The organism is Spiroplasma endosymbiont of Apeira syringaria, from assembly GCF_964020205.1.
Lineage (GTDB): Bacteria > Bacillota_I > Bacilli_A > Mycoplasmatales > VBWQ01 > Spiroplasma_E > Spiroplasma_E ixodetis_A.
This window is the reverse complement of sequence record NZ_OZ026543.1, coordinates 1,266,495-1,290,868: the sequence shown is the minus strand read 5'-3', so window position 1 is coordinate 1,290,868 and position 24,374 is coordinate 1,266,495. Positions and strand designations below refer to the sequence as shown.

The following is a 24,374-nucleotide window of genomic DNA, read 5'->3' as shown; positions in this document are numbered from 1 at the left end:
AACCCATCCATAGTTTTAAAACTAAAGATAATCGTTCTGTTGAAGAAAATGAATTAATTAAATTAAGAAAAGAATTAAAACAATTAAGAATGGAAAATGATATTTTAAAGCAAGCAGCACTAATAATAGGCAGAAAATAGAAATTATTGTCAAAAATAAAGTTAAATATAAAATTCGCACAATGTGTCATTTTTTAAAACTCTCTAAATCAACATATTATTTTAATTTAAAGAAAAAAGAAAATAAAATTCAAAATAATATTTATGAACAAGCTGTTATTAGTGCTTTTAAAGAAAATAAAGAAGTTTATGGTACTAGAAGATTAAAAGTCATTCTAGAAAACCAAGAAATTTATTTATCAAGACGAAAAATTAAAGAAATTATGAATAAACATAATTTAATATCAAAATACACTAAATTATCATACAAAAATCATAATAACAAAGTTAACGATAGTCCAATAAACAATCTTGTTGATAGAAACTTTAATAATAGAGTTAAAAATGAAGTTATTGTTAGTGATTTAACTTATGTTCAAGTAAATGGTAAGTGAAACTATATTTGTTTATTAATTGACCTATTTAACCGCGAAATAATTGGACATAGTGTAGGTACTAAAAAAGATGCATCATTAGTATATCAAGCATTTATGCACTCAAATCGCTGTTTAAAAGATATTCAAATATTTCATAGTGATCGCGGTAATGAATTCAATAATAAAACTATTGATAAACTTTTATTAGCTTTCAACATAACTCGATCTTTAAGCAAAAAAGGTTGTCCTTATGATAACGCTGTTGCTGAAGCAACCTTTAAAACTTTCAAAACCGAATTTATTAATGATAAAAATTTTACATCATTAATCCAATTAAAATTAGAATTATTTGATTACATCAATTGATATAACAACATAAGAATTCACAGCACTTTAAACTACTTAACTCCAGTTAATTATCAAAAACAAATGTCTACCAAAAAATAGTCCTAAAAAAGGTTGCCATTCCAAACTATGTTTAATTAATTCTAGTAAATATAATTAAATGACTCGAAAGAGTGAGTTACAGATGGCTAAAAAAGATAACTTTAATAATAATGATCCAATATCAAAAGCAGTAGATTTATTACTAGAAAATACTGAAGATTTAACAACAGTTTTTAAACCTGGCGGTTTATATAAAGAATTAACAAAAAGATTAGTTGAAAAAATGTTGAATTCTGAAATGCAAAATTATTTAGGATATGAAAAAAATCAACATACTACTACTGAAAATGATCGTAATGGTACAAGTTCAAAAAAATTAATAACTCAACAAGGTAAAATTGAAATTGATGTACCAAGAGATCGCAATAGTAATTTTACTCCTGTAATAGTTCCTAAAAGGCAAAGAAGATTTGATGGTTTTGATCAACAAGTTCTTTCCTTGTATGCAAAAGGAATGACATTATCTGACATTAGAATGCAGTTGCAAGAGTTATATCATGGTGCTGATATTAGTGAAAGTGTTATTAGTCAAATTACTGATGATGTTATTGATGATGTTAAAGCATGACAAAATCGACCATTAGAAAGTATTTATCCTATTGTTTATTTTGATTGTATATTAGTTAAAGTACGACAAGATAAACGGATTATTAACAAATCAGTTTATATAGCATTAGGAGTTGATTTAGAAGGCAAAAAAGATGTTTTAGGATTATGAATTAGTGAAAATGAAGGTTCTAAGTTTTGATTATCTAATTTCAAAGAAATGAAAAATCGTGGCTTAAATGATATTCTTATTGCTTGTAGTGATAATTTAACAGGCATGTCAGAAGCAATACAATCAGTTTATCCTAAAACAGAACATCAATTATGCATTGTTCATCAAATTAGAAATAGTTTAAAATATGTTTCATACAAACATCGAAAAGGTCTAGTTGCAGATTTAAAACCAATTTATAGTGCATGTAGTGAAGAACAAGCAATGCAAGCTTTAGAATCGTTTGAAAGTAAATGAAATAAACAATATCCTCAAATTACTAAATCTTGATATAAAAATTGAGATAATTTAATGGTTTTTATTAGTTATCCAGTAGAAATCAAAAGAGTGATTTATACTACAAATGCTATTGAATCTGTTAATAGTCAATTACGAAAAATCATCAGAAATAAAAAAGTTTTTCCTAATGATATGGCAGTTTTCAAAATATTTTACTTGGCAATTGAAAATATAACAAAAAAATGAACATTGCCTATTCAAAATTGAAATACAGCAATTGCTCATTTTATGATAAAATTTGAAGACAGAATTAATCTAAATTAGTAACTTTGTAAAACAAAGATACACAGATTATTAAAAAGCCTCATTTAAAACTTATTTCTTCATCATCATTAATTTTTTGATAGTTAATATTAGAAATTTTATTAATTATTTTCTTCTCATTATTTTTAAATGTTTTTATTTTTTTAATATTTTTTTCTAAACTCTCATTGTTCTGTTCAGCCAATTTCTCAAAAATGTCATTTAAGTTTTTTACCATAATTTAAATTTCCCCTTTTTTCATTGTTTAATAAATTTATTATACACAATAAAAATAAAAACTTAATTTATTAAAAAACATTTAAAACATTATATTTATTAAACTTGATAAAGGTTTTAAAATATTGCTAACATATAATTTTATTGTCATTTTCTACCTGCTTTAACATAAGGTTGCGCTCAACTTTTTACCAATTCTGTATTAGGACGAAAAATCATTAATGATACTAATGCTATTAAATATGGAAACATACCCCATAATCAACTTGGAATATTATTACTAATAACTATAAATGTTTGTGAAGCATTTATATACTGATATAAAAAAGAAAAAATAAAACAAATAATAGAAGTTAAAAAAAATCTACTGTGTGCCATCATTCATAAAGCAATTGCCAAAAAACCAATACCAGCAAAATTATTACTATAAATAAAAGTACTTGGAAGTACATAAACAAATAAAGCACCTGAAAAACAAGCTAAAGAACTAGAAAATAGCGAAATATAAAATCGAGAACGACGAACATGAATATAATTTAAAGCTACTGCGGTTGGATTCTCACCAATTCCTCTAATGTATAATCCAAGCTTAGTCAAAAATAAAATAGCTGCAAAAATATAAATTGCTAAAAAGGTTACCAAAATTGCAATTCAAGAAAATTGATAAATATAAATACTTGCTAATGAATAATTTATTTCTCCAGTAAATGTTAATGGTAAAATTACTGCTAATCCATAACCAAAGTAATTAATAACCATTGATACTAAAAATTGATTAGTTCTAAACAATAAGGTTGCTAAACTATGAATTAAGCCAAATACAATTCCAATGATAATAGTGATAAAAAATGCCAAAATTGCAACTCCACCACCCAAATTATTTTTTAATTGTGAAACAATTATACAATATGTGGCAGCACCAGTACACATAATACCATCAAAACCAAAATTAACAATTCCTGCTCTAGTATTTAAAATTCCACCTATACATAACAACAATAATGGACAAGCAAATAATAATGTATTAACTAAAATTGTTGAAAATGAGAGTAACATAATTATTTTTTTCTCCTTTTCCTTTTAAATATTTTATTTTTTTTAAAAATTTTTGAAGATTTTGATTCAACATTAACAATTTTAACATTTTGTTGTTCATCCTTAATTAATTATTTTTTTCATATTAACTTCTTTTTTAGTCTTATTAAATATTCTTTAATAGCAATAGAATGAGTTAAGTAATGCCAAATAAAAGGATAAATACCAATAATGTAAATGGTTATTGATAATACTATTATTGCAATTTCTGGATTTTTCAAATACATAAAAGCATTATTTTCAATAGGACTAATAAATAAACTCATAAAAAATGATGAAAATAAAATAACTCCTGGCGTATATCCCGCTAAAGCAGCTACTAATACCCCATAAAATCCTTCTTGAATTGGAGCAGAAAGCGAAGGTAAATTATTATTAACTCCTAAAAAATAAAGATAACCAGCAATTCCTGCTATCGCTCCTGAAATTGGTAAAATTATTAAACCCTGATATTGGGGATTTAATCTGGCATATTTTGCAGCAACGGGGTTTTTAGCAATTGCATTTAATTTAAAACCAAGAGTGCGATTATTAAAAATAATAATTGCGATTAATAAGACAATAATAGCAATAATAATACCAGCAGAAAATAAATTACTAATGCTAAAAGGTCCACTAATTAATGAAAATCTAAGATTAGTAATTTGTGTTGGAATTTTTAAGTTATGATAAACATTACTGGCTATTAAACCTTTATATCCTTCTCAAGCAATAAAATTAAATAAAATAGTGCTAATAATTTCATGAATTTTAAAATAAGTTTTTAAAATTGCAATAATTAAACCAGCTAAAGCACCAATTAAAACTGCAATTAATAAAAGAAAAGGAGTAATTAATTGACTATAACCACCACTTTTATAAATAGCTACTGCCAATACATATGTTATCATAGCACTAAATAACATTTGACCACTAACTCCAAAGTTATAAATACGATACTTAAAAGTAATAGCTACTGCTAATCCTGTTAATATTAATACACTATATGTTTCAATTAAATTACTAAAACTTACTAAATTAGTTAAAGGATTAATAAAAATAGTTTTCCAAAATGATAATGGATTAACTTGTAAACATAACATTAATAAACTAACAAAAAATAGAGTTATTAGTAATAATAATGCACCCACTAATCAAAAATTTCGTTTTTTAATATTTTCCAACATGTTTTAACCCAACCTTGACCTAATATTTTCCATTTTTTTATTAATTCAACTAGTAATTTTGACAAATGGTCTTTTCAAATAATTAATTGTTCTAATTATTTTTTTCTTTTTCAAACTTCACTTTGTTTGTGGCAATTGATACATTTTATCAGTTTTAACAATTATTTCATTTGTAATAGGATAATCATTCCATAGTGCTGGATTGTTCATTATTTCAACTTTAACATTTTTATTTTCCAATTTACAAACAAATTGTTTGTGATAAATAACTGCTACTCGTTGACACAATAATTGTAATAAGTACGGATCAGTATCAATAATTAAAATACTTGAACCACTTTCGCGTAACTCTATTATCTTTTTAATAATTAATAACGAAGAATTTTCATCTAAATCAGAAAATGGATTAGATAAAATTAATAATTGTGGTTGCTCTTCAATACTTCTTGCTAATACAAATTTCTGCATTTCTCCTTTTGATAATTTATTAATTTTAATAAAAATATTATTATCGTTAAATATTTGATATTTTTTAATAATTTCTCGTACCTTTTTATTAACAACGGCTGTTTTGACAACTCCGGATTTAGTTACATATTTTTCTTTATTATAATTTCAAAAGGTAAAATTTTCAAATAAAGTGGCATCAGGAATTATAGCAGTATTACTATAATGTCCAGATATTCAATTAATTCCTAAATTACTAATTTCTTGCGGTTTAAAATAAGTTACTTCTTGTTCTTGAAAAAAAATGCGTCCTGTTTGCGTTTTAATCATACGTACTATACTTTCAAGTAAAACCTCGCTATAAAAGTTTTCATAATCATAAATACCATATATTTCACCAGGGCGAATTGCAAATTCAATTTTATGAAAATTTGAAATATTGGGTTTATTGAAAGAAAGATTATCAATATAAAGCATTGGTACTGAATTTATCGATTTTGGTTTTTTATAATTAAAAATCTTACCTCAATAATTAGTTGTAAACAATTTAGTATTTTCTTCTAATTTCATTACTTTTGTTTTACCAATATTTAAGTTTTCAATTCAAGATACTCGGTTAGCAACCATTTTAGCAAATTCTTCATCTCTAGTTGTGAAAAGGACCGTTATTTCTTCATTACGAAATGTTTTAAAAATCATTCAAAACTCTACTTTTTGACTATCAGATAAACCAACAGTTGGTTCATCTAACAACAATATTTTAGGTTCTTTGAATAAAGCACGAAGTAAAGATAATTTTTTTAATTCTTCAATCGCAAGTGTTGATACTCTCTTATTTAAATTAAGCTTAATTTTATATTTTTCCATTAAATTATTAATTTTAAATTCAGCTTCTTTTCAATTAGGAAAAATTTTAGCAATAGTTGGTTCATTACCAAGTATAATATTTTGTTTAACAGTAAGATTGTCTAAGAAAAAATCATCTTGACCAGCATAAGCCATTCTAAAATAAAGCATTTCACTAGGATCACGAGGAAAATAACATCCTTTTCTTAAACTATTAATAACAATTTTTCCTTTAGAAGGTTGTTCAAAACCAGCAAGCATTCTAATTAATGTTGATTTACCAACGCTATTATTACCAACAATGGCATGAATTTCTTGTGTTATTTCTAAATTAACATTTTCAAATATAACACGAGTATCATAATATTTACTAATTTTTTGTAACTTCAATATTGTTTTTTCCATAATTATATATCTCCATACTGATTAGTAAAATCAATGTTATTAACACCATAAGTTTGTATTTTACTTTCTGAAGCACTAGGTATAATTTTAAAATTAGGATTAATCTCTTCTTTAAATGTTTCATCAATAATTTCCAAATCAGGCATAAAACCAAAAGCTAAATAATTAATATTATCATAAACATAGTCATTATTATTAATAATATTCGATCCAACAAAACTAATAGTTTTACTATAGGTTGGACGTGAAGATATTAACCTAGCAGTATAGGCAATAATACTGTTATATCAATAATTAGTATTAATAATAAAATTAACACCATGTGTCTCATATAATGATTGGGCAATCTGACCAACACCGGCAACACTATCAGCACTATAAATATTACTTGTTACAAAACTATCATGAGGATTAGCATAAATAATTTTATATGTAATTTTTGGATTATCAATACCATTAATTATCTCAGCAAATTGATTCAAAATAGTTTGATCATAATGAATGCCAATATTATTAATAATACCAATTCTAACTATCAATTTACCGTTGTCATCAACATCAAAGTTATATTTTTTATTTATTATTCCATCCTGAACATTTTCAACAAAATGTTCAGCAATTTTACTGCCATAATTTAAATGGCTACTAGTTACGTTATCAATATTATATCTAATATCATAAATATTATTAGTGACTTTAACCGTATCAGCAATAATATTATTAAAAAAATAAAATTTAACATTCTGAAATTGTTGTAATACTCTAATTAAGTTTTTAGTATAATAACTACTAGTTTCACTATGATGTGGAATATACTTTTGAAAACTAGGATTTAAAATATAAACTTTTTTGATATTATATGTAGATAAAAAGTTTCTCAACATTAATGCATAATAATTATCATCTTGAGAACTAAACAATGTTACTACATGATCTTTACCATAAAAAGTTTGTAACTTTTGATAAACAAGTCGGTCATAAATGTTTTGATTTTGTGGTTGTTGATAACTTGTTATTAATAAAACTGTTGGTTGTAAATTTCAAGTACAAGCATAAATACTACTACTAATAGTAGTTATTGTTGGCAAAATTATAGTGAATAATAGAAAACGTCGAAACATAAAAACCACCTACTAATAATACTTATTTATAATTATACAAGAAATCTTAGTTTAATATCAAACAATCAATTTATTGCAAATTAATTAAACAGTTTATTAAAAAAATAATAAAGAATATAAATAAAAAGGATTTATGACAATTAATTTTATTAATAGTAATATTTGGTTTGTTATTATTTTCAAAGTTATTTTCTTTTGTTATTTCTAAAATGTAATGATGAGGAATTTTAATTTTATTTTTAGTCCCATTTACGTTCTTATTTATATCTTTTGCTAGATCATTCATTTGAAACTCTAATTTTTCAATGATTTTAAAAAACAAAAAAATAAATCATTTACTATTAACTTTAACTTATTTATATAAATTTTACATACTTTAAATTTATTTTTAATAAAAACTTAATTAATTGTAAAATACATAAAATTTTATAATATACAACCGTTATATAGTATATATAAATTTTAACCAATTACTTTTATAGGAAAGTAAATGGATTTTTTGTTAAAAGGAGGCATTAAAATGGCAGACAAAAATAAATCAGAAATGGCTTTTCTCCCTTTATGTAATATTTTAATTTTATCACATAAATGCTGAGAAAAGCCTATCTACGGACTTCTCCCCACATTTTTAAATCAAACATAGAATTACAGTTTCAAAACTAGGTATCTTGTTGAATTTATATGCAGCTTCTTTAGCATATAAATGAACATGATGTTTTGCAACTTTGATATGTGTTTTAAATGTTCTTCTTATATGTTTTCAAACTGATTCAATTTGGTTGGTATTTACACCAATTTTTGAAACATAGCCATCTTGATGGTTAACTGTTTAATGCTTAGTGAAAACTGATTTAAAATCGCAATATCCTTTTCAAGAATCAGTATATACAAGACATTTTGAAGAAATGTGGTTTTTTGCAAACTGCAAAAGATTTTTACTCTTTGCGTTTTTCAATACTTTCACAATTAAATTACGGACTTCTCCCCACATGTACTTGTGGAGGGAATAATGAAACTGAATGAATTCAACAATGCTTTTCAAACTGAACAGCAATGTCTTGCATATATAGCAAATTTGAAAGAAAACAAATGTATTAGGTGTTTTAGTTTTAATTTGAATACTTCTGATTTAAAAAGAATGAAATGTTTAAAATGTAATCAAACATTTAGCATTCTCACAGGCACCATATTTTCAAGGTCACAAACATCTTTAACATCTTGGTTTTATCTTATCTTTAGATGAATAAACACCAAACATGGAATTCCATCAACAGATATTGCAAAAGAATTGGGAGTGACTTTGAAAACTGCTTGAAGAATGACTCATAAAATCAGAACACGTATTGCAAAACAAAAACCTCAATTTATTGTTGAAGGTACAGTGCAAATTGATGAAATGTATCTTTCACATATGGGTTTTAAAAAACAAGGAAGATCCTTGGTGAATAAAACCTTGATTGTTGGCATTTATCAAAAAACAACCAATAATTTAATTGTGAAAGTATTGAAAAACGCAAAGAGTAAAAATCTTTTGCAGTTTGCAAAAAACCACATTTCTTCAAAATGTCTTGTATATACTGATTCTTGAAAAGGATATTGCGATTTTAAATCAGTTTTCACTAAGCATGAAACAGTTAACCATCAAGATGGCTATGTTTCAAAAATTGGTGTAAATACCAACCAAATTGAATCAGTTTGAAAACATATAAGAAGAACATTTAAAACACATATCAAAGTTGCAAAACATCATGTTCATTTATATGCTAAAGAAGCTGCATATAAATTCAACAAGATACCTAGTTTTGAAACTGTAATTCTATGTTTGATTTAAAAATGTGGGGAGAAGTCCGTAGATAGGCTTTTCTCAGCATTTATGTGATAAAATTAAAATAGTACATAAAGGGAGAAAAGCCTTAAATTATTGGTTGTTTTTTGATAAATGCCAACAATCAAGGTTTTATTCACCAAGGATCTTCCTTGTTTTTTAAAACCCATATGTGAAAGATACATTTCATCAATTTGCACTGTACCTTCAACAATAAATTGAGGTTTTTGTTTTGCAATACGTGTTCTGATTTTATGAGTCATTCTTCAAGCAGTTTTCAAAGTCACTCCCAATTCTTTTGCAATATCTGTTGATGGAATTCCATGTTTGGTGTTTATTCATCTAAAGATAAGATAAAACCAAGATGTTAAAGATGTTTGTGACCTTGAAAATATGGTGCCTGTGAGAATGCTAAATGTTTGATTACATTTTAAACATCTCATTCTTTTTAAATCAGAAGTATTCAAATTAAAATTAAAACACCTAATACATTTGTTTTCTTTCAAATTTGCTATATATGCAAGACATTGCTGTTCAGTTTGAAAAGCATTGTTGAATTCATTCAGTTTCATTATTCCCTCCACAAGTACATGTGGGGAGAAGTCCGTCAGAAATATTTCAAAAAATAACAGCACAGCAAGACATTAAAGATATTTTAAACAAATCAAATTCTACATTTAAAAATAAAAAAGGAAGAAAAAAAGAAAGTGGATGGGTTACACTTTATTGGACACTAATTACATAGACAAGTGAACAAAGAAAGGAACTATAATTATGGCCAATATTAACTCATATACCGATGAATTTAAAAAACAAATAGTAGCTTTATATCAAAGTGGCAAATCAGTATCTTGCCTTGTTAAAGAATATAATGTTACAAGAGCAGCTACTTACAATTGAATTAAGCAATTTACTAATTCAGGTAGTTTTAAAACTAAAGATAATCGTTCTGTTGAAGAAAATGAATTAATTAAATTAAGAAAAGAATTAAAACAATTAAGAATGGAAAATGATATTTTAAAGCAAGCAGCACTAATAATAGGCAGAAAGTAGAGATTATTGCAAATAATAAATCTAAATATAAAATTCGCACAATGTGTCATTTTTTAAAACTCTCTAAATCAACATATTATTTTAATTTAAAGAAAAAAAATAAAATTCAAAATAATATTTATGAACAAGCTGTTATTAGTGCTTTTAAAAAAAATAAAGAAGTTTATGGTACTAGAAGATTAAAAGTCATTCTAGAAAACCAAGAAATTTATTTATCAAGACGAAAAATTAAAGAAATTATGAATAAACATAATTTAATATCAAAATACACTAAATTATCATACAAAAATCATAATAACAAAGTTAACGATAGTCCAATAAACAATCTTGTTGATAGAAACTTTAATAATAGAGTTAAAAATGAAGTTATTGTTAGTGATTTAACTTATGTTCAAGTAAATGGTAAGTGAAACTATATTTGTTTATTAATTGACCTATTTAACCGCGAAATAATTGGACATAGTGTAGGTACTAAAAAAGATGCATCATTAGTATATCAAGCATTTATGCACTCAAATCGCTGTTTAAAAGATATTCAAATATTTCATAGTGATCGCGGTAATGAATTTAATAATAAAATTATTGATAAACTTTTACTAGCATTCAATATTAATCGCTCTTTAAGCAAAAAAGGTTGTCCTTATGATAACGCTGTTGCTGAAGCAACCTTTAAAACTTTCAAAACCGAATTTATTAATGATAAAAATTTTACATCATTAATCCAATTAAAATTAGAATTATTTGATTACATCAATTGATATAACAACATAAGAATTCACAGCACTTTAAACTACTTAACTCCAGTTAATTATCAAAAACAAATGTCTACCAAAAAATAGTCCTAAAAAAGGTTGCCATTCCAAAGACATTGTGGCTTAACATTTAAATTCAGTAAAAAATGATACTAATAATCAATTAACAGATGTAATAATTAATGATAACCCATCAAAAAGTCATATAGAAAATTCAGAGACAGTTTCTATTATTTCAACAGATAGTGAAAATTGGAATGGCAACCTTTTTTAGGACTATTTTTTGGTAGACATTTGTTTTTGATAATTAACTGGAGTTAAGTAGTTTAAAGTGCCGTGAATTCTTATGTTGTTATATCAATTGATGTAATCAAATAATTCTAATTTTAATTGGATTAATGATGTAAAATTTTTATCATTAATAAATTCGGTTTTGAAAGTTTTAAAGGTTGCTTCAGCAACAGCGTTATCATAAGGACAACCTTTTTTGCTTAAAGAGCGATTAATATTGAATGCTAGTAAAAGTTTATCAATAATTTTATTATTAAATTCATTACCGCGATCACTATGAAATATTTGAATATCTTTTAAACAGCGATTTGAGTGCATAAATGCTTGATATACTAATGATGCATCTTTTTTAGTACCTACACTATGTCCAATTATTTCGCGGTTAAATAGGTCAATTAATAAACAAATATAGTTTCACTTACCATTTACTTGAACATAAGTTAAATCACTAACAATAACTTCATTTTTAACTCTATTATTAAAGTTTCTATCAACAAGATTGTTTATTGGACTATCGTTAACTTTGTTATTATGATTTTTGTATGATAATTTAGTGTATTTTGATATTAAATTATGTTTATTCATAATTTCTTTAATTTTTCGTCTTGATAAATAAATTTCTTGGTTTTCTAGAATGACTTTTAATCTTCTAGTACCATAAACTTCTTTATTTTTTTTAAAAGCACTAATAACAGCTTGTTCATAAATATTATTTTGAATTTTATTTTTTTTCTTTAAATTAAAATAATATGTTGATTTAGAGAGTTTTAAAAAATGACACATTGTGCGAATTTTATATTTAGATTTATTATTTGCAATAATCTCTACTTTCTGCCTATTATTAGTGCTGCTTGCTTTAAAATATCATTTTCCATTCTTAATTGTTTTAATTCTTTTCTTAATTTAATTAATTCATTTTCTTCAACAGAACGATTATCTTTAGTTTTAAAACTACCTGAATTAGTAAATTGCTTAATTCAATTGTAAGTAGCTGCTCTTGTAACATTATATTCTTTAACAAGGCAAGATACTGATTTGCCACTTTGATATAAAGCTACTATTTGTTTTTTAAATTCATCGGTATATGAGTTAATATTGGCCATAATTATAGTTCCTTTCTTTGTTCACTTGTCTACGTAATTAGTGTCCAATAAAGTGTAACCCATCCAAAAATGATGTTGTAGCAATAAAAGAAACATCACAAATGATTAAAGTTGAAAAATGATTTATGTTATGAGCAATATATACATCAATTGCTATGATGATTTGTATTGTGACTATTCCATTATCAATCATAAATTTAATTAACATCAAAAAAAACTGAAAAAAAAGAAATTGATATTAAAGAACTAAAAAAAATGCTTATTTTAGTAGTGACTGAACTTTAATACTTGCAAGCAAATTCGCTTTTTAAAAAAACTATAAAAACACTCAAGTTTGAGTGTTTTTATGGCTTTTCTCCCTTTATGTACTATTTTAATTTTATCACATAAATGCTGAGAAAAGCCTATCTACGGACTTCTCCCCACATTTTTAAATCAAACATAGAATTACAGTTTCAAAACTAGGTATCTTGTTGAATTTATATGCAGCTTCTTTAGCATATAAATGAACATGATGTTTTGCAACTTTGATATGTGTTTTAAATGTTCTTCTTATATGTTTTCAAACTGATTCAATTTGGTTGGTATTTACACCAATTTTTGAAACATAGCCATCTTGATGGTTAACTGTTTCATGCTTAGTGAAAACTGATTTAAAATCGCAATATCCTTTTCAAGAATCAGTATATACAAGACATTTTGAAGAAATGTGGTTTTTTGCAAACTGCAAAAGATTTTTACTCTTTGCGTTTTTCAATACTTTCACAATTAAATTATTGGTTGTTTTTTGATAAATGCCAACAATCAAGGTTTTATTCACCAATGATCTTCCTTGTTTTTTAAAACCCATATGTGAAAGATACATTTAATCAATTTGCACTGTACCTTCAACAATAAATTGAGGTTTTTGTTTTGCAATACGTGTTCTGATTTTATGAGTCATTCTTCAAGCAGTTTTCAAAGTCACTCCCAATTCTTTTGCAATATCTGTTGATGGAATTCCATGTTTGGTGTTTATTCATCTAAAGATAAGATAAAACCAAGATGTTAAAGATGTTTGTGACCTTGAAAATATGGTGCCTGTGAGAATGCTAAATGTTTGATTACATTTTAAACATCTCATTCTTTTTAAATCAGAAGTATTCAAATTAAAACTAAAACACCTAATACATTTGTTTTCTTTCAAATTTGCTATATATGCAAGACATTGCTGTTCAGTTTGAAAAGCATTTTTGAATTCATTCAGTTTCATTATTCCCTCCACAAGTACATGTGGGGAGAAGTCCGAAATAAAATTCGCACAATGTGTCATTTTTTAAAACTCTCTAAATCAACATATTATTTTAATTTAAAGAAAAAAAATAAAATTCAAAATAATATTTATGAACAAGCTGTTATTAGTGCTTTTAAAGAAAATAAAGAAGTTTATGGTACTAGAAGATTAAAAGTCATACTAGCAAACCAAGAAATTTATTTATCACGCAGAAAAATTAAAGAAATTATGAATAAGCATAATTTAATATCAAAATACACTAAATTATCATTCAAAAATTATCATAATAAAGTCAATGATAGTCAAATAACCAATCTTGTTAATAGAAACTTTAATAATAGAATTAAAAATGAAGTTATTGTTAGTGATTTAACTTATGTTCAAGTTAATGGTAAATGAAACTATATTTGCCTATTAATCGACCTATTTAACCGCGAAATAATTGGACATAGTGTAGGTACTAAAAAAGATGCATCATTAGTATATCAAGCATTTATGCAATCAAATCACTGTTTAAAAGATATTGAAATATTTCATACTGATCGCGGTAATGAATTCAATAATAAAACTATTGATAAACTTTTATTAGCTTTCAACATAACTCGATCTTTAAGCAAAAAAGGATGTCCTTATGACAATGCTGTTGCTGAAACAACTTTTAAAACTTTCAAAATTGAATTTATTAATGATAAAAATTTTACATCATTAATCCAATTAAAATTAGAATTATTTGATTACATCAATTGATATAACAACATAAGAATTCACGGCACTTTAAACTACTTAACTCCAGTTAGTTATCAAAAACAAATGTCTACCAAAAAATAGTCCTAAAAAGGATTGCCATTCCAAACTCATTTATTTTAAAATAAAATAATGAGTTAAAAACTTATATTAAGTTTAATTAAATTATACAAAAAAAGTTTCTATATTAAAAATAGAAACTAAAGTTTTAGGGGTTATTTGGAATTTTTGAATTTATGTTTATTTAAATTTTATATTCATTTTTTATAATTATTTTGTTCTATACAAAAATAAGAACAATTTAATTATAACACTTTTTTATATTTTAACAATTATTTATTTTAAATATTTTTAAAAAAAAACACAATTGCTAAATAAACTGCACAATTGTGCAGTTTTGAAGTAATTATTATAGGCTTTTCTCCCTTTATGTACTATTTTAATTTTATCACATAAATGCTGAGAAAAGCCTATCTACGGACTTCTCCCCACATTTTTAAATCAAACATAGAATTACAGTTTCAAAACTAGGTATCTTGTTGAATTTATATGCAGCTTCTTTAGCATATAAATGAACATGATGTTTTGCAACTTTGATATGTGTTTTAAATGTTCTTCTTATATGTTTTCAAACTGATTAAATTTGGTTGGTATTTACACCAATTTTTGAAACATAGCCATCTTGATGGTTAACTGTTTCATGCTTAGTGAAAACTGATTTAAAATCGCAATATCCTTTTCAAGAATCAGTATATACAAGACATTTTGAAGAAATGTGGTTTTTTGCAAACTGCAAAAGATTTTTACTCTTTGCGTTTTTCAATACTTTCACAATTAAATTATTGGTTGTTTTTTGATAAATGCCAACAATCAAGGTTTTATTCACCAAGGATCTTCCTTGTTTTTTAAAACCCATATGTGAAAGATACATTTCATCAATTTGCACTGTACCTTCAACAATAAATTGAGGTTTTTGTTTTGCAATACGTGTTCTGATTTTATGAGTCATTCTTCAAGCAGTTTTCAAAGTCACTCCCAATTCTTTTGCAATATCTGTTGATGGAATTCCATGTTTGGTGTTTATTCATCTAAAGATAAGATAAAACCAAGATGTTAAAGATGTTTGTGACCTTGAAAATATGGTGCCTGTGAGAATGCTAAATGTTTGATTACATTTTAAACATCTCATTCTTTTTAAATCAGAAGTATTCAAATTAAAATTAAAACACCTAATACATTTGTTTTCTTTCAAATTTGCTATATATGCAAGACATTGCTGTTCAGTTTGAAAAGCATTGTTGAATTCATTCAGTTTCATTATTCCCTCCACAAGTACATGTGGGGAGAAGTCCGTTATTATATTTACATTTTTTGTGATTTACTACTAGAACTTTGAGTTTTACTTGTTGAGGGTTGATTTTGTAAATTTATAGCATTTATCTCCTCTTTTTCAAATATTAACTTAGGTAATTTTGATTTTGTTGAATTAGTTAATTCTTTTTTTAAAAACTTTCTTTTGATATTTTTCTTAAAATTCACTTGTTTGAATAATAATTGACTTATTTCTGAACTAATATTGTATTTTTTTAATAAAACATTTAAAGTAGTAAACTCTCCAATATCTTTAATATTTAGATCTGCACCTTTTTCAAGTAATAATTTAATCATGTCAAAATTATTTGTATATATAGAAAGATGTAAAGGAGTAGCCAAACTTTTCTCTTGTGCATTAATATCAGCATCATTTTCAAGAAGTAATTTTACTATTTCAATATTATTACATTCTATAGCTCAATGTAAAGGTGCACATCCATTTATATCTTGTTCATTAATATCAGCATCATTTTCAAGAAGTAATTTTACTATTTCAATATTATTACATTCTATAGCTCAATGTAAAGGTGTAGATCCATTTATATCTTGTTCATTAATATCAGCATCATTTTCAAGAAGTAATTTTACTATTTCAATATTATTACATTCTATAGCTCAATGTAAAGGTGTAGATCCATTTATATCTTGTTCATTAATATCAGCATCATTTTCAAGAAGTAATTTTACTATTTCAATATTATTATTGTTTACTGCATAATATAAAGGTGAACAAAAAGTTTCTTTATCTTCAATATTAGAATCAATTTTAAAATTTTCATTTAATCACTTAAATGACAATATATCATTATATTTTGAAAAATAAATTAAAAGTATATCAATATATTTTTTTTCATTATAATCATTAATAATTTTTTTTATTAATATTTCTTTAATAATTTCAATTTTATTGTTCTTAAAAAGAACATCTAAAATAGTATTATTACCATATTTATTTTGTATATTAATATCAGCATCATTTTCAAGAAGTAATTTTACTATTTCAATATTGTTATTAAAATTTGATACAGCAATTTGTAAAGGAGTTCCTCCAACATCTTTAATATTTGGATCTGCACCTTTTTCAAGTAATAATTTAGCTATTTCAAAATAACCATTATCTACTGCATAATGTAAAGGAAATCCTGTAGGAATACTAGTAGTTTCTTTTGTGTTTTTTACATATAATTCATTATTAAGAAATTTTTCATCAAATAGTAATCTTAAATTTATTTTTTGATTTAAATTGTTTATTGTTAATAATTTATCTTCTATTTTTTTTAAGAAATTTTGGTATTGTTTTTCTTTGTATTTTTTAAATAAATTTAATTTTCCTCAAATACTAGTAGATAAAGTATCACCAGCACTTGCTAATGTAAAGCTATTAATAAATTTAGCATGAATATCTTTTTCAAAATAAGTACCATCACCACCTTTTCCATAATAAGTTTTGGTGATATTTAAATTTAAATTAGTCAAATCAATGGCATACAAAAATCATTTTTTGTTACTTGATTTATTTGCAAAAGATCAATTAAATTTATCAATTACTACATTATTTACACTAATATCAATACCTGTCTCTTCTCACATTTCTTTTACAACAGTTGTATAATAATCCATAGTTTCAAGTCCACCAGTAATTGTACTATACTGACTGATTTTAGATATTTCATGAGCTGGGTTTTTTTCATTATGAATTTGTAAAAAATAATACTCATTGTCTTTTAAAACATAGGGTAAAATAGCAACTCCTTGGTTGTTACATCAAGGTTCTTCTACATGAATAAAACCATTTTTTATTGTTTTTTTTACTTGAATATATTTAGAATCAAACAATACTTCTTCGTCATTTATATTTAACATAATTTATTTTCCCCTTTTTTAATTTTTATTATATAAAATTAATTATAATATGTTGTAATTACAACCTCTTATTTTTTACATTTTTTGTTATTTACTACTAGAACTTTGAGTTTTACTTATTGAAGTTTCACTGTTTACTTTTGATTTATCTTTTTCAAATCCAAGAGCATTAGCAACTCTTTCTCTTCTTTCGCGTTCGTTTTTTTCTCCTCAAGCTTTGTTTGTTTCTCTAGCTCTTTTATTATATTCATCTTTTTCGGCTTGACTTCAATCATTACATGATTTTCACATATTACATCTCCTTTTATTATTTTTGAATATTTTTTTCTATACTTAAAATATCAAAGAAAATTATATATTTTTAAAACAAAAAATGTGTAATAAATAATAAAAAATCACTATTTTTTAAAAAAATAGTGATTTGAAATAAAATAAACTATAACATGGAATTTGAATGATATATTGTACTTGTTGAAGGTTGTGGGTCTTGATGATTTACTGTATTTCGAATAAATGAATCAAAATTTTGATTATTTTCTGATTCAATATTTAGATTTTCAGAAATGTTATTTGGGTTATGATTTAATATATATTTTAAAAATTTAACTGAAAATAAAATAAACATAATGATTAAAAAACATATAATTGAAAAATTTATCAATTCAATATTAAAGTTAATAAGTTCATTTATTCCTAATAATTTAATAATTAAGTTTATTAAAAAAATATAAAATTTGATATTAAATTATCAATTCAATTGACAAAACTTTCAAACATTATTAATGACTTTGCTATACCTAAAAAATTTCCTTTTACTTTAAAATATATTAATGATTTACCCAATAAACCTATACAATAAATTATTAACTTAAAACAAAATGTTGATAAAATATAATTTTTAATTTTGTCAGTCAAATTTCAAAACATTATTAATTTCCCCATTCTTTACTAACCAAAAGTTATTCATAATTATATATGAATAAAGTTATAAATTAAATATTTGGAATTTGAAAGTTGCTAGTTTTCGTTTGTAAATTTTAATTCATTGCAATGGAATTTAATTAAATTATTGATGAAGAACTACATTTAAAATAAAAAAAGGCTTTTCTCCCTTTATGTACTATTTTAATTTTATCACATAAATTCTGAGAAAAGCCTATCTACTGACTTCTCCCCACATTTTTAAATCAAACATAGAATTACAGTTTCAAAACTAGGTATCTTGTTGAATTTATATGTAGCTTCTTTAGCATATAAATGAACATGATGTTTTGCAAATTTGATATGTGTTTTAAATGTTCTTCTTATATGTTTTCAAACTGATTCAATTTGGTTGGTATTTACACCAATTTTTGAAACATAGCCATCTTGATGGTTAACTGTTTCATGCTTAGTGAAAACTGATTTAAAATCGCAATATACTTTTCAAGAATCAGTATATACAAGACATTTTGAAGAAATGTGGTTTTTTGCAAACTGCAAAAGATTTTTACTCTTTGCGTTTTTCAATACTTTCACAATTAAATTATTGGTTGTTTTTTGATAAATGCCAACAATCAAGGTTTTATTCACCAAGGATCTTCCTTGTTTTTTAAAACCCATATGTGAAAGATACATTTCATCAATTTGCACTGTACCTTCAACAATAAATTGAGGTTTTTGTTTTGCAATACGTGTTCTGATTTTATGAGTCATTCTTCAAGCAGTTTTCAAAGTCACTCCCAATTCTTTTGCAATATCTGTTGATGGAATTCCATGTTTGGTGTTTATTCATCTAAAGATAAGATAAAACCAAGATGTTAAAGATGTTTGTGACCTTGAAAATATGGTGCCTGTGAGAATGCTAAATGTTTGATTACTGGATGGGTTACACTTTATTGGACACTAATTACATAGACAAGTGAACAAAGAAAGGAACTATAATTATGGCCAATATTAACTCATATACCGATGAATTTAAAAAACAAATAGTAGCTTTATATCAAAGTGGCAAATCAGTATCTTGCCTTGTTAAAGAATATAATGTTACAAGAGCAGCTACTTACAATTGAATTAAGCAATTTACTAATTCAGGTAGTTTTAAAACTAAAGATAATCGTTCTGTTGAAGAAAATGAATTAATTAAATTAAGAAAAGAATTAAAACAATTAAGAATGGAAAATGATATTTTAAAGCAAGCAGCACTAATAATAGGCAGAAAGTAGAGATTATTGCAAATAATAAATCTAAATATAAAATTCGCACAATGTGTCATTTTTTAAAACTCTCTAAATCAACATATTATTTTAATTTAAAGAAAAAAAATAAAATTCAAAATAATATTTATGAACAAGCTGTTATTAGTGCTTTTAAAAAAAATAAAGAAGTTTATGGTACTAGAAGATTAAAAGTCATTCTAGAAAACCAAGAAATTTATTTATCAAGACGAAAAATTAAAGAAATTATGAATAAACATAATTTAATATCAAAATACACTAAATTATCATTCAAAAATTATCATAATAAAGTCAATGATAGTCAAATAACCAATCTTGTTAATAGAAACTTTAATAATAGAGTTAAAAATGAAGTTATTGTTAGTGATTTAACTTATGTTCAAGTAAATGGTAAGTGAAACTATATTTGTTTATTAATTGACCTATTTAACCGCGAAATAATTGGACATAGTGTAGGTACTAAAAAAGATGCATCATTAGTATATCAAGCATTTATGCACTCAAATCGCTGTTTAAAAGATATTCAAATATTTCATAGTGATCGCGGTAATGAATTTAATAATAAAATTATTGATAAACTTTTACTAGCATTCAATATTAATCGCTCTTTAAGCAAAAAAGGTTGTCCTTATGATAACGCTGTTGCTGAAGCAACCTTTAAAACTTTCAAAACCGAATTTATTAATGATAAAAATTTTACATCATTAATCCAATTAAAATTAGAATTATTTGATTACATCAATTGATATAACAACATAAGAATTCACGGCACTTTAAACTACTTAACTCCAGTTAATTATCAAAAACAAATGTCTACCAAAAAATAGTCCTAAAAAGGGTTGCCATTCCATTACATTTTAAACATCTCATTCTTTTTAAATCAGAAGTATTCAAATTAAAACTAAAACACCTTGGATGGGTTACACTTTATTGGACACTAATTACATAGACAAGTGAACAAAGAAAGGAACTATAATTATGGCCAATATTAACTCATATACCGATGAATTTAAAAAACAAATAGTAGCTTTATATCAAAGTGGCAAATCAGTATCTTGCCTTGCTAAAGAATATAATGTTACAAGAGCAGCTACTTACAATTGAATTAAGCAATTTACTAATTCAGGTAGTTTTAAAACTAAAGATAATCGTTCTGTTGAAGAAAATGAATTAATTAAATTAAGAAAAGAATTAAAACAATTAAGAATGGAAAATGATATTTTAAAGCAAGCAGCACTAATAATAGGCAGAAAATAGAAATTATTGTCAAAAATAAAGTTAAATATAAAATTCGCACAATGTGTCATTTTTTAAAAATCTCTAAATCAACATATTATTTTAATTTAAAGAAAAAAGAAAATAAAATCAAAAATAATATTTATGATGAAGCTGTTATTAGTGCTTTTAAAGAAAATAAAGAAGTTTATGGTACTAGAAGATTAAAAGTCATTCTAGAAAACCAAGAAATTTATTTATCAAGACGAAAAATTAAAGAAATTATGAATAAACATAATTTAATATCAAAATACACTAAATTATCATACAAAAATCATAATAAAGTCAATGATAGTCAAATAACCAATCTTGTTGATAGAAACTTTAATAATAGAGTTAAAAATGAAGTTATTGTTAGTGATTTAACTTATGTTCAAGTAAATGGTAAGTGAAACTATATTTGTTTATTAATTGACCTATTTAACCGCGAAATAATTGGACATAGTGTAGGTACTAAAAAAGATGCATCATTAGTATATCAAGCATTTATGCACTCAAATCGCTGTTTAAAAGATATTCAAATATTTCATAGTGATCGCGGTAATGAATTTAATAATAAAATTATTGATAAACTTTTACTAGCATTCAATATTAATCGCTCTTTAAGCAAAAAAGGTTGTCCTTATGATAACGCTGTTGCTGAAGCAACCTTTAAAACTTTCAAAACCGAATTTATTAATGATAAAAATTTTACATCATTAATCCAATTAAAATTAGAATTATTTGATTACATCAATTGATATAACAACATAAGAATTCACAGCACTTTAAACTACTTAACTCCAGTTAATTATCAAAAACAAATGTCTACCAAAAAATAGTCCTAAAAAGGGTTGCCATTCCACCTAATACATTTGTTTTCTTTCAAATTTGCTATATATGCAAGACATTGCTGTTCAGTTTGAAAAGCATTGTTTAATTCATTCAGTTTCATTATTCCCTCCACAAGTACATGTGGGGAGAAGTCCGTAAAAAAATTCCTATATTAAAAATAGGAACTAAAATTTTTAGGAGTTATTTGGAATTTATGTTTATGTTTAAATTATATTCATTTTTTAAAATTATTTGTTCTATAAAAAATAAGAACAATTTAATTATAACACTTTTATTTTATATTTTAACACTTATTTAATTTAAATATTTTCATTAAAAATTAAAAAAGAAAAAAATAACGGACTTCTCCCCACATTTTTAAATCAAACATAGAATTACAGTTTCAAAACTAGGTATCTTGTTGAATTTATATGCAGCTTCTTTAGCATATAAATGAACATGATGTTTTGCAACTTTGATATGTGTTTTAAATGTTCTTCTTATATGTTTTCAAACTGATTCAATTTGGTTGGTATTTACACCAATTTTTGAAACATAGCCATCTTGATGGTTAACTGTTTCATGCTTAGTGAAAACTGATTTAAAATCGCAATATCCTTTTCAAGAATCAGTATATACAAGACATTTTGAAGAAATGTGGTTTTTTGCAAACTGCAAAAGATTTTTACTCTTTGCGTTTTTCAATACTTTCACAATTAAATTATTGGTTGTTTTTTGATAAATGCCAACAATCAAGGTTTTATTCACCAAGGATCTTCCTTGTTTTTTAAAACCCATATGTGAAAGATACATTTCATCAATTTGCACTGTACCTTCAACAATAAATTGAGGTTTTTGTTTTGCAATACGTGTTCTGATTTTATGAGTCATTCTTCAAGCAGTTTTCAAAGTCACTCCCAATTCTTTTGCAATATCTGTTGATGGAATTCCATGTTTGGTGTTTATTCATCTAAAGATAAGATAAAACCAAGATGTTAAAGATGTTTGTGACCTTGAAAATATGGTGCCTGTGAGAATGCTAAATGTTTGATTACATTTTAAACATCTCATTCTTTTTAAATCAGAAGTATTCAAATTAAAATTAAAACACCTAATACATTTGTTTTCTTTCAAATTTGCTATATATGCAAGACATTGCTGTTCAGTTTGAAAAGCATTTTTGAATTCATTCAGTTTCATTATTCCCTCCACAAGTACATGTGGGGAGAAGTCCGATATAAAATTCGCACAATGTGTCATTTTTTAAAAATCTCTAAATCAACATATTATTTTAATTTAAAGAAAAAAGAAAATAAAATCAAAAATAATATTTATGATGAAGCTGTTATTAGTGCTTTTAAAGAAAATAAAGAAGTTTATGGTACTAGAAGATTAAAAGTCATTCTAGAAAACCAAGAAATTTATTTATCAAGACGAAAAATTAAAGAAATTATGAATAAACATAATTTAATATCAAAATACACTAAATTATCATTCAAAAATTATCATAATAAAGTCAATGATAGTCAAATAACCAATCTTGTTAATAGAAACTTTAATAATAGAATTAAAAATGAAGTTATTGTTAGTGATTTAACTTATGTTCAAGTTAATGGTAAATGAAACTATATTTGCCTATTAATCGACCTATTTAACCGCGAAATAATTGGACATAGTGTAGGTACTAAAAAAGATGCATCATTAGTATATCAAGCATTTATGCAATCAAATCACTGTTTAAAAGATATTGAAATATTTCATACTGATCGCGGTAATGAATTCAATAATAAAACTATTGATAAACTTTTATTAGCTTTCAACATAACTCGATCTTTAAGCAAAAAAGGATGTCCTTATGACAATGCTGTTGCTGAAACAACTTTTAAAACTTTCAAAATTGAATTTATTAATGATAAAAATTTTACATCATTAATCCAATTAAAATTAGAATTATTTGATTACATCAATTGATATAACAACATAAGAATTCACAGTACTCTAAACTACCTAACTCCAGTTAGTTATCAAAAACAAATGTCTACCAAAAAATAGTCCTAAAAAGGATTGCCATTCCAAACTCATTTATTTTAAAATAAAATAATGAGTTAAAAACTTATATTAAGTTTAATTAAATTATACAAAAAAAGTTTCTATATTAAAAATAGAAACTAAAGTTTTAGGGGTTATTTGGAA

At 24.6% G+C, this 24,374-nt stretch carries 26 protein-coding genes; 11 read left to right on the top strand and 15 right to left on the bottom strand.

The genetic code is table 4. The features are described 5' to 3' along the window. The first annotated feature begins 61 nt into the window (after positions 1-61). Together AACL02_RS07890 and AACL02_RS07885 are read left to right on the top strand one after the other, a co-directional pair. A complete protein-coding gene (locus AACL02_RS07890) occupies positions 62-982 on the top strand; it encodes an IS3 family transposase (RefSeq protein ID WP_339043687.1) in 921 nt (306 codons plus the stop codon). An 82-nt stretch (positions 983-1,064) separates the two neighbouring features. Further along, on the top strand, positions 1,065-2,303 hold the full coding sequence (locus tag AACL02_RS07885) for an IS256 family transposase (RefSeq protein WP_339043686.1): 1,239 nt from the start codon (positions 1,065-1,067) through the stop codon (positions 2,301-2,303). Here AACL02_RS07885 and AACL02_RS07880 read toward each other — a convergent pair. From AACL02_RS07880 to AACL02_RS07860, 5 genes are all read right to left on the bottom strand, one after another. Then, the gene (locus AACL02_RS07880) at positions 2,290-2,520 is read right to left on the bottom strand and encodes a hypothetical protein (protein WP_339040677.1); all 231 of its coding nucleotides are present in this window, start codon (positions 2,518-2,520) and stop codon (positions 2,290-2,292) included. The two genes, AACL02_RS07885 and AACL02_RS07880, sit on opposite strands and share 14 nt — an antisense overlap. A gap of 140 nt (positions 2,521-2,660) precedes the next feature. Further along, a complete protein-coding gene (locus AACL02_RS07875; RefSeq protein ID WP_338975524.1) occupies positions 2,661-3,575 on the bottom strand; it encodes an ABC transporter permease subunit in 915 nt (304 codons plus the stop codon). Between the two features lie 110 nt (positions 3,576-3,685). Further along, a complete protein-coding gene (locus AACL02_RS07870; RefSeq protein ID WP_339040675.1) occupies positions 3,686-4,777 on the bottom strand; it encodes an ABC transporter permease subunit in 1,092 nt (363 codons plus the stop codon). Positions 4,778-4,783: 6 nt separating this feature from the next. Then, positions 4,784-6,478 carry an ATP-binding cassette domain-containing protein gene (locus AACL02_RS07865; RefSeq protein WP_339040673.1) on the bottom strand — a complete coding sequence of 565 codons (1,695 nt, stop codon included), beginning with the start codon at positions 6,476-6,478 and terminating at the stop codon, positions 4,784-4,786. Positions 6,479-6,480: 2 nt separating this feature from the next. Beyond that, on the bottom strand, positions 6,481-7,566 hold the full coding sequence (locus tag AACL02_RS07860; RefSeq protein ID WP_339040671.1) for a hypothetical protein: 1,086 nt from the start codon (positions 7,564-7,566) through the stop codon (positions 6,481-6,483). 553 nt (positions 7,567-8,119) lie between these two features. Here AACL02_RS07860 and AACL02_RS07855 point away from each other — a divergent pair. Then, positions 8,120-8,242 (top strand): hypothetical protein, encoded by a 123-nt coding sequence (locus tag AACL02_RS07855; RefSeq protein WP_339040669.1) that lies wholly within the window; start codon positions 8,120-8,122, stop codon positions 8,240-8,242. Between the two features lie 186 nt (positions 8,243-8,428). Here the strand turns inward: AACL02_RS07855 and AACL02_RS07850 are convergent, their stop codons facing one another. Beyond that, positions 8,429-8,590: a hypothetical protein gene (locus tag AACL02_RS07850; RefSeq protein WP_339040667.1), complete on the bottom strand. Its 162-nt coding sequence runs from the start codon at positions 8,588-8,590 to the stop codon at positions 8,429-8,431. 147 nt (positions 8,591-8,737) lie between these two features. Here AACL02_RS07850 and AACL02_RS07845 point away from each other — a divergent pair, with 147 nt between their 5' ends. Continuing rightward, on the top strand, positions 8,738-9,430 hold the full coding sequence (locus AACL02_RS07845) for an IS1595 family transposase (RefSeq protein ID WP_339043685.1): 693 nt from the start codon (positions 8,738-8,740) through the stop codon (positions 9,428-9,430). A gap of 53 nt (positions 9,431-9,483) precedes the next feature. Here AACL02_RS07845 and AACL02_RS07840 read toward each other — a convergent pair whose 3' ends face one another. Continuing rightward, on the bottom strand, positions 9,484-9,996 hold the full coding sequence (locus AACL02_RS07840; protein WP_339040665.1) for a hypothetical protein: 513 nt from the start codon (positions 9,994-9,996) through the stop codon (positions 9,484-9,486). Here AACL02_RS07840 and AACL02_RS07835 point away from each other — a divergent pair. Both AACL02_RS07835 and AACL02_RS07830 read left to right on the top strand, forming a co-directional pair. Continuing rightward, positions 9,942-10,169: a hypothetical protein gene (locus AACL02_RS07835; protein WP_339040663.1), complete on the top strand. Its 228-nt coding sequence runs from the start codon at positions 9,942-9,944 to the stop codon at positions 10,167-10,169. The two genes, AACL02_RS07840 and AACL02_RS07835, sit on opposite strands and share 55 nt — an antisense overlap. Positions 10,170-10,198: 29 nt before the next feature. Next, a protein-coding gene (locus tag AACL02_RS07830; protein ID WP_422397816.1) for an IS3 family transposase occupies positions 10,199-11,316 on the top strand; the annotation gives its coding sequence in 2 pieces (ribosomal slippage) (positions 10,199-10,469 and positions 10,469-11,316; 1,119 coding nt in all). A 189-nt stretch (positions 11,317-11,505) separates the two neighbouring features. Here AACL02_RS07830 and AACL02_RS07825 read toward each other — a convergent pair. The 3 genes from AACL02_RS07825 to AACL02_RS07815 form a co-directional block, all read right to left on the bottom strand. Next, a protein-coding gene (locus AACL02_RS07825; protein ID WP_339040659.1) for an IS3 family transposase occupies positions 11,506-12,623 on the bottom strand; the annotation gives its coding sequence in 2 pieces (ribosomal slippage) (positions 11,506-12,380 and positions 12,380-12,623; 1,119 coding nt in all). A 430-nt stretch (positions 12,624-13,053) separates the two neighbouring features. Next, positions 13,054-13,488, bottom strand: coding sequence for an IS1595 family transposase (locus tag AACL02_RS07820; RefSeq protein WP_339040448.1), 435 nt, complete (start codon positions 13,486-13,488; stop codon positions 13,054-13,056). Then, complete coding sequence (locus AACL02_RS07815) at positions 13,489-13,875, bottom strand: hypothetical protein (protein ID WP_339040657.1); 387 nt, start codon at positions 13,873-13,875, stop codon at positions 13,489-13,491. 51 nt (positions 13,876-13,926) lie between these two features. Here AACL02_RS07815 and AACL02_RS07810 point away from each other — a divergent pair, with 51 nt between their 5' ends. Beyond that, the gene (locus AACL02_RS07810; RefSeq protein WP_339040643.1) at positions 13,927-14,724 is read left to right on the top strand and encodes an IS3 family transposase; all 798 of its coding nucleotides are present in this window, start codon (positions 13,927-13,929) and stop codon (positions 14,722-14,724) included. A 553-nt stretch (positions 14,725-15,277) separates the two neighbouring features. On the opposite strand, the gene AACL02_RS07805 is transcribed toward AACL02_RS07810, so the two are convergent. After that, positions 15,278-15,958: an IS1595 family transposase gene (locus tag AACL02_RS07805; protein ID WP_339040641.1), complete on the bottom strand. Its 681-nt coding sequence runs from the start codon at positions 15,956-15,958 to the stop codon at positions 15,278-15,280. On the opposite strand from AACL02_RS07805, the gene AACL02_RS07800 reads away from it, so the two are divergent. Then, complete coding sequence (locus AACL02_RS07800) at positions 15,904-16,065, top strand: hypothetical protein (protein ID WP_339040639.1); 162 nt, start codon at positions 15,904-15,906, stop codon at positions 16,063-16,065. The two genes, AACL02_RS07805 and AACL02_RS07800, sit on opposite strands and share 55 nt — an antisense overlap. On the opposite strand, the gene AACL02_RS07795 is transcribed toward AACL02_RS07800, so the two are convergent. The 3 genes from AACL02_RS07795 to AACL02_RS07785 form a co-directional block, all read right to left on the bottom strand. Beyond that, positions 16,003-17,877, bottom strand: coding sequence for an ankyrin repeat domain-containing protein (locus AACL02_RS07795; protein WP_339040637.1), 1,875 nt, complete (start codon positions 17,875-17,877; stop codon positions 16,003-16,005). The genes AACL02_RS07800 and AACL02_RS07795 overlap by 63 nt on opposite strands. An 87-nt stretch (positions 17,878-17,964) precedes the next feature. Further along, the gene (locus AACL02_RS07790; RefSeq protein ID WP_339040627.1) at positions 17,965-18,168 is read right to left on the bottom strand and encodes a hypothetical protein; all 204 of its coding nucleotides are present in this window, start codon (positions 18,166-18,168) and stop codon (positions 17,965-17,967) included. 891 nt (positions 18,169-19,059) lie between these two features. Then, entirely contained in the window at positions 19,060-19,596 is a 537-nt protein-coding gene (locus AACL02_RS07785; RefSeq protein ID WP_339040655.1) for an IS1595 family transposase, read from the bottom strand. A gap of 206 nt (positions 19,597-19,802) precedes the next feature. On the opposite strand from AACL02_RS07785, the gene AACL02_RS07780 reads away from it, so the two are divergent. After that, positions 19,803-20,920 (top strand): IS3 family transposase gene (locus AACL02_RS07780; RefSeq protein WP_422397815.1). Its coding sequence is split into 2 segments (ribosomal slippage): positions 19,803-20,073 and positions 20,073-20,920, totalling 1,119 coding nucleotides; the frame shifts between segments, so codons are not numbered across the junction. A 151-nt stretch (positions 20,921-21,071) separates the two neighbouring features. Further along, positions 21,072-22,189, top strand: a protein-coding gene (locus AACL02_RS07775; RefSeq protein WP_339040653.1) for an IS3 family transposase whose coding sequence is annotated in 2 segments (ribosomal slippage) — positions 21,072-21,315 and positions 21,315-22,189 — 1,119 coding nt in all. Because the reading frame shifts where the segments join, the coding sequence is not laid out codon by codon here. 370 nt (positions 22,190-22,559) lie between these two features. Here AACL02_RS07775 and AACL02_RS07770 read toward each other — a convergent pair. Next, positions 22,560-23,375, bottom strand: a complete 816-nt coding sequence (locus AACL02_RS07770) for an IS1595 family transposase (protein WP_339043600.1) — start codon at positions 23,373-23,375, stop codon at positions 22,560-22,562. A 24-nt stretch (positions 23,376-23,399) separates the two neighbouring features. On the opposite strand from AACL02_RS07770, the gene AACL02_RS07765 reads away from it, so the two are divergent. Continuing rightward, on the top strand, positions 23,400-24,233 hold the full coding sequence (locus tag AACL02_RS07765; RefSeq protein ID WP_339040651.1) for an IS3 family transposase: 834 nt from the start codon (positions 23,400-23,402) through the stop codon (positions 24,231-24,233). Positions 24,234-24,374: the final 141 nt, after the last annotated feature.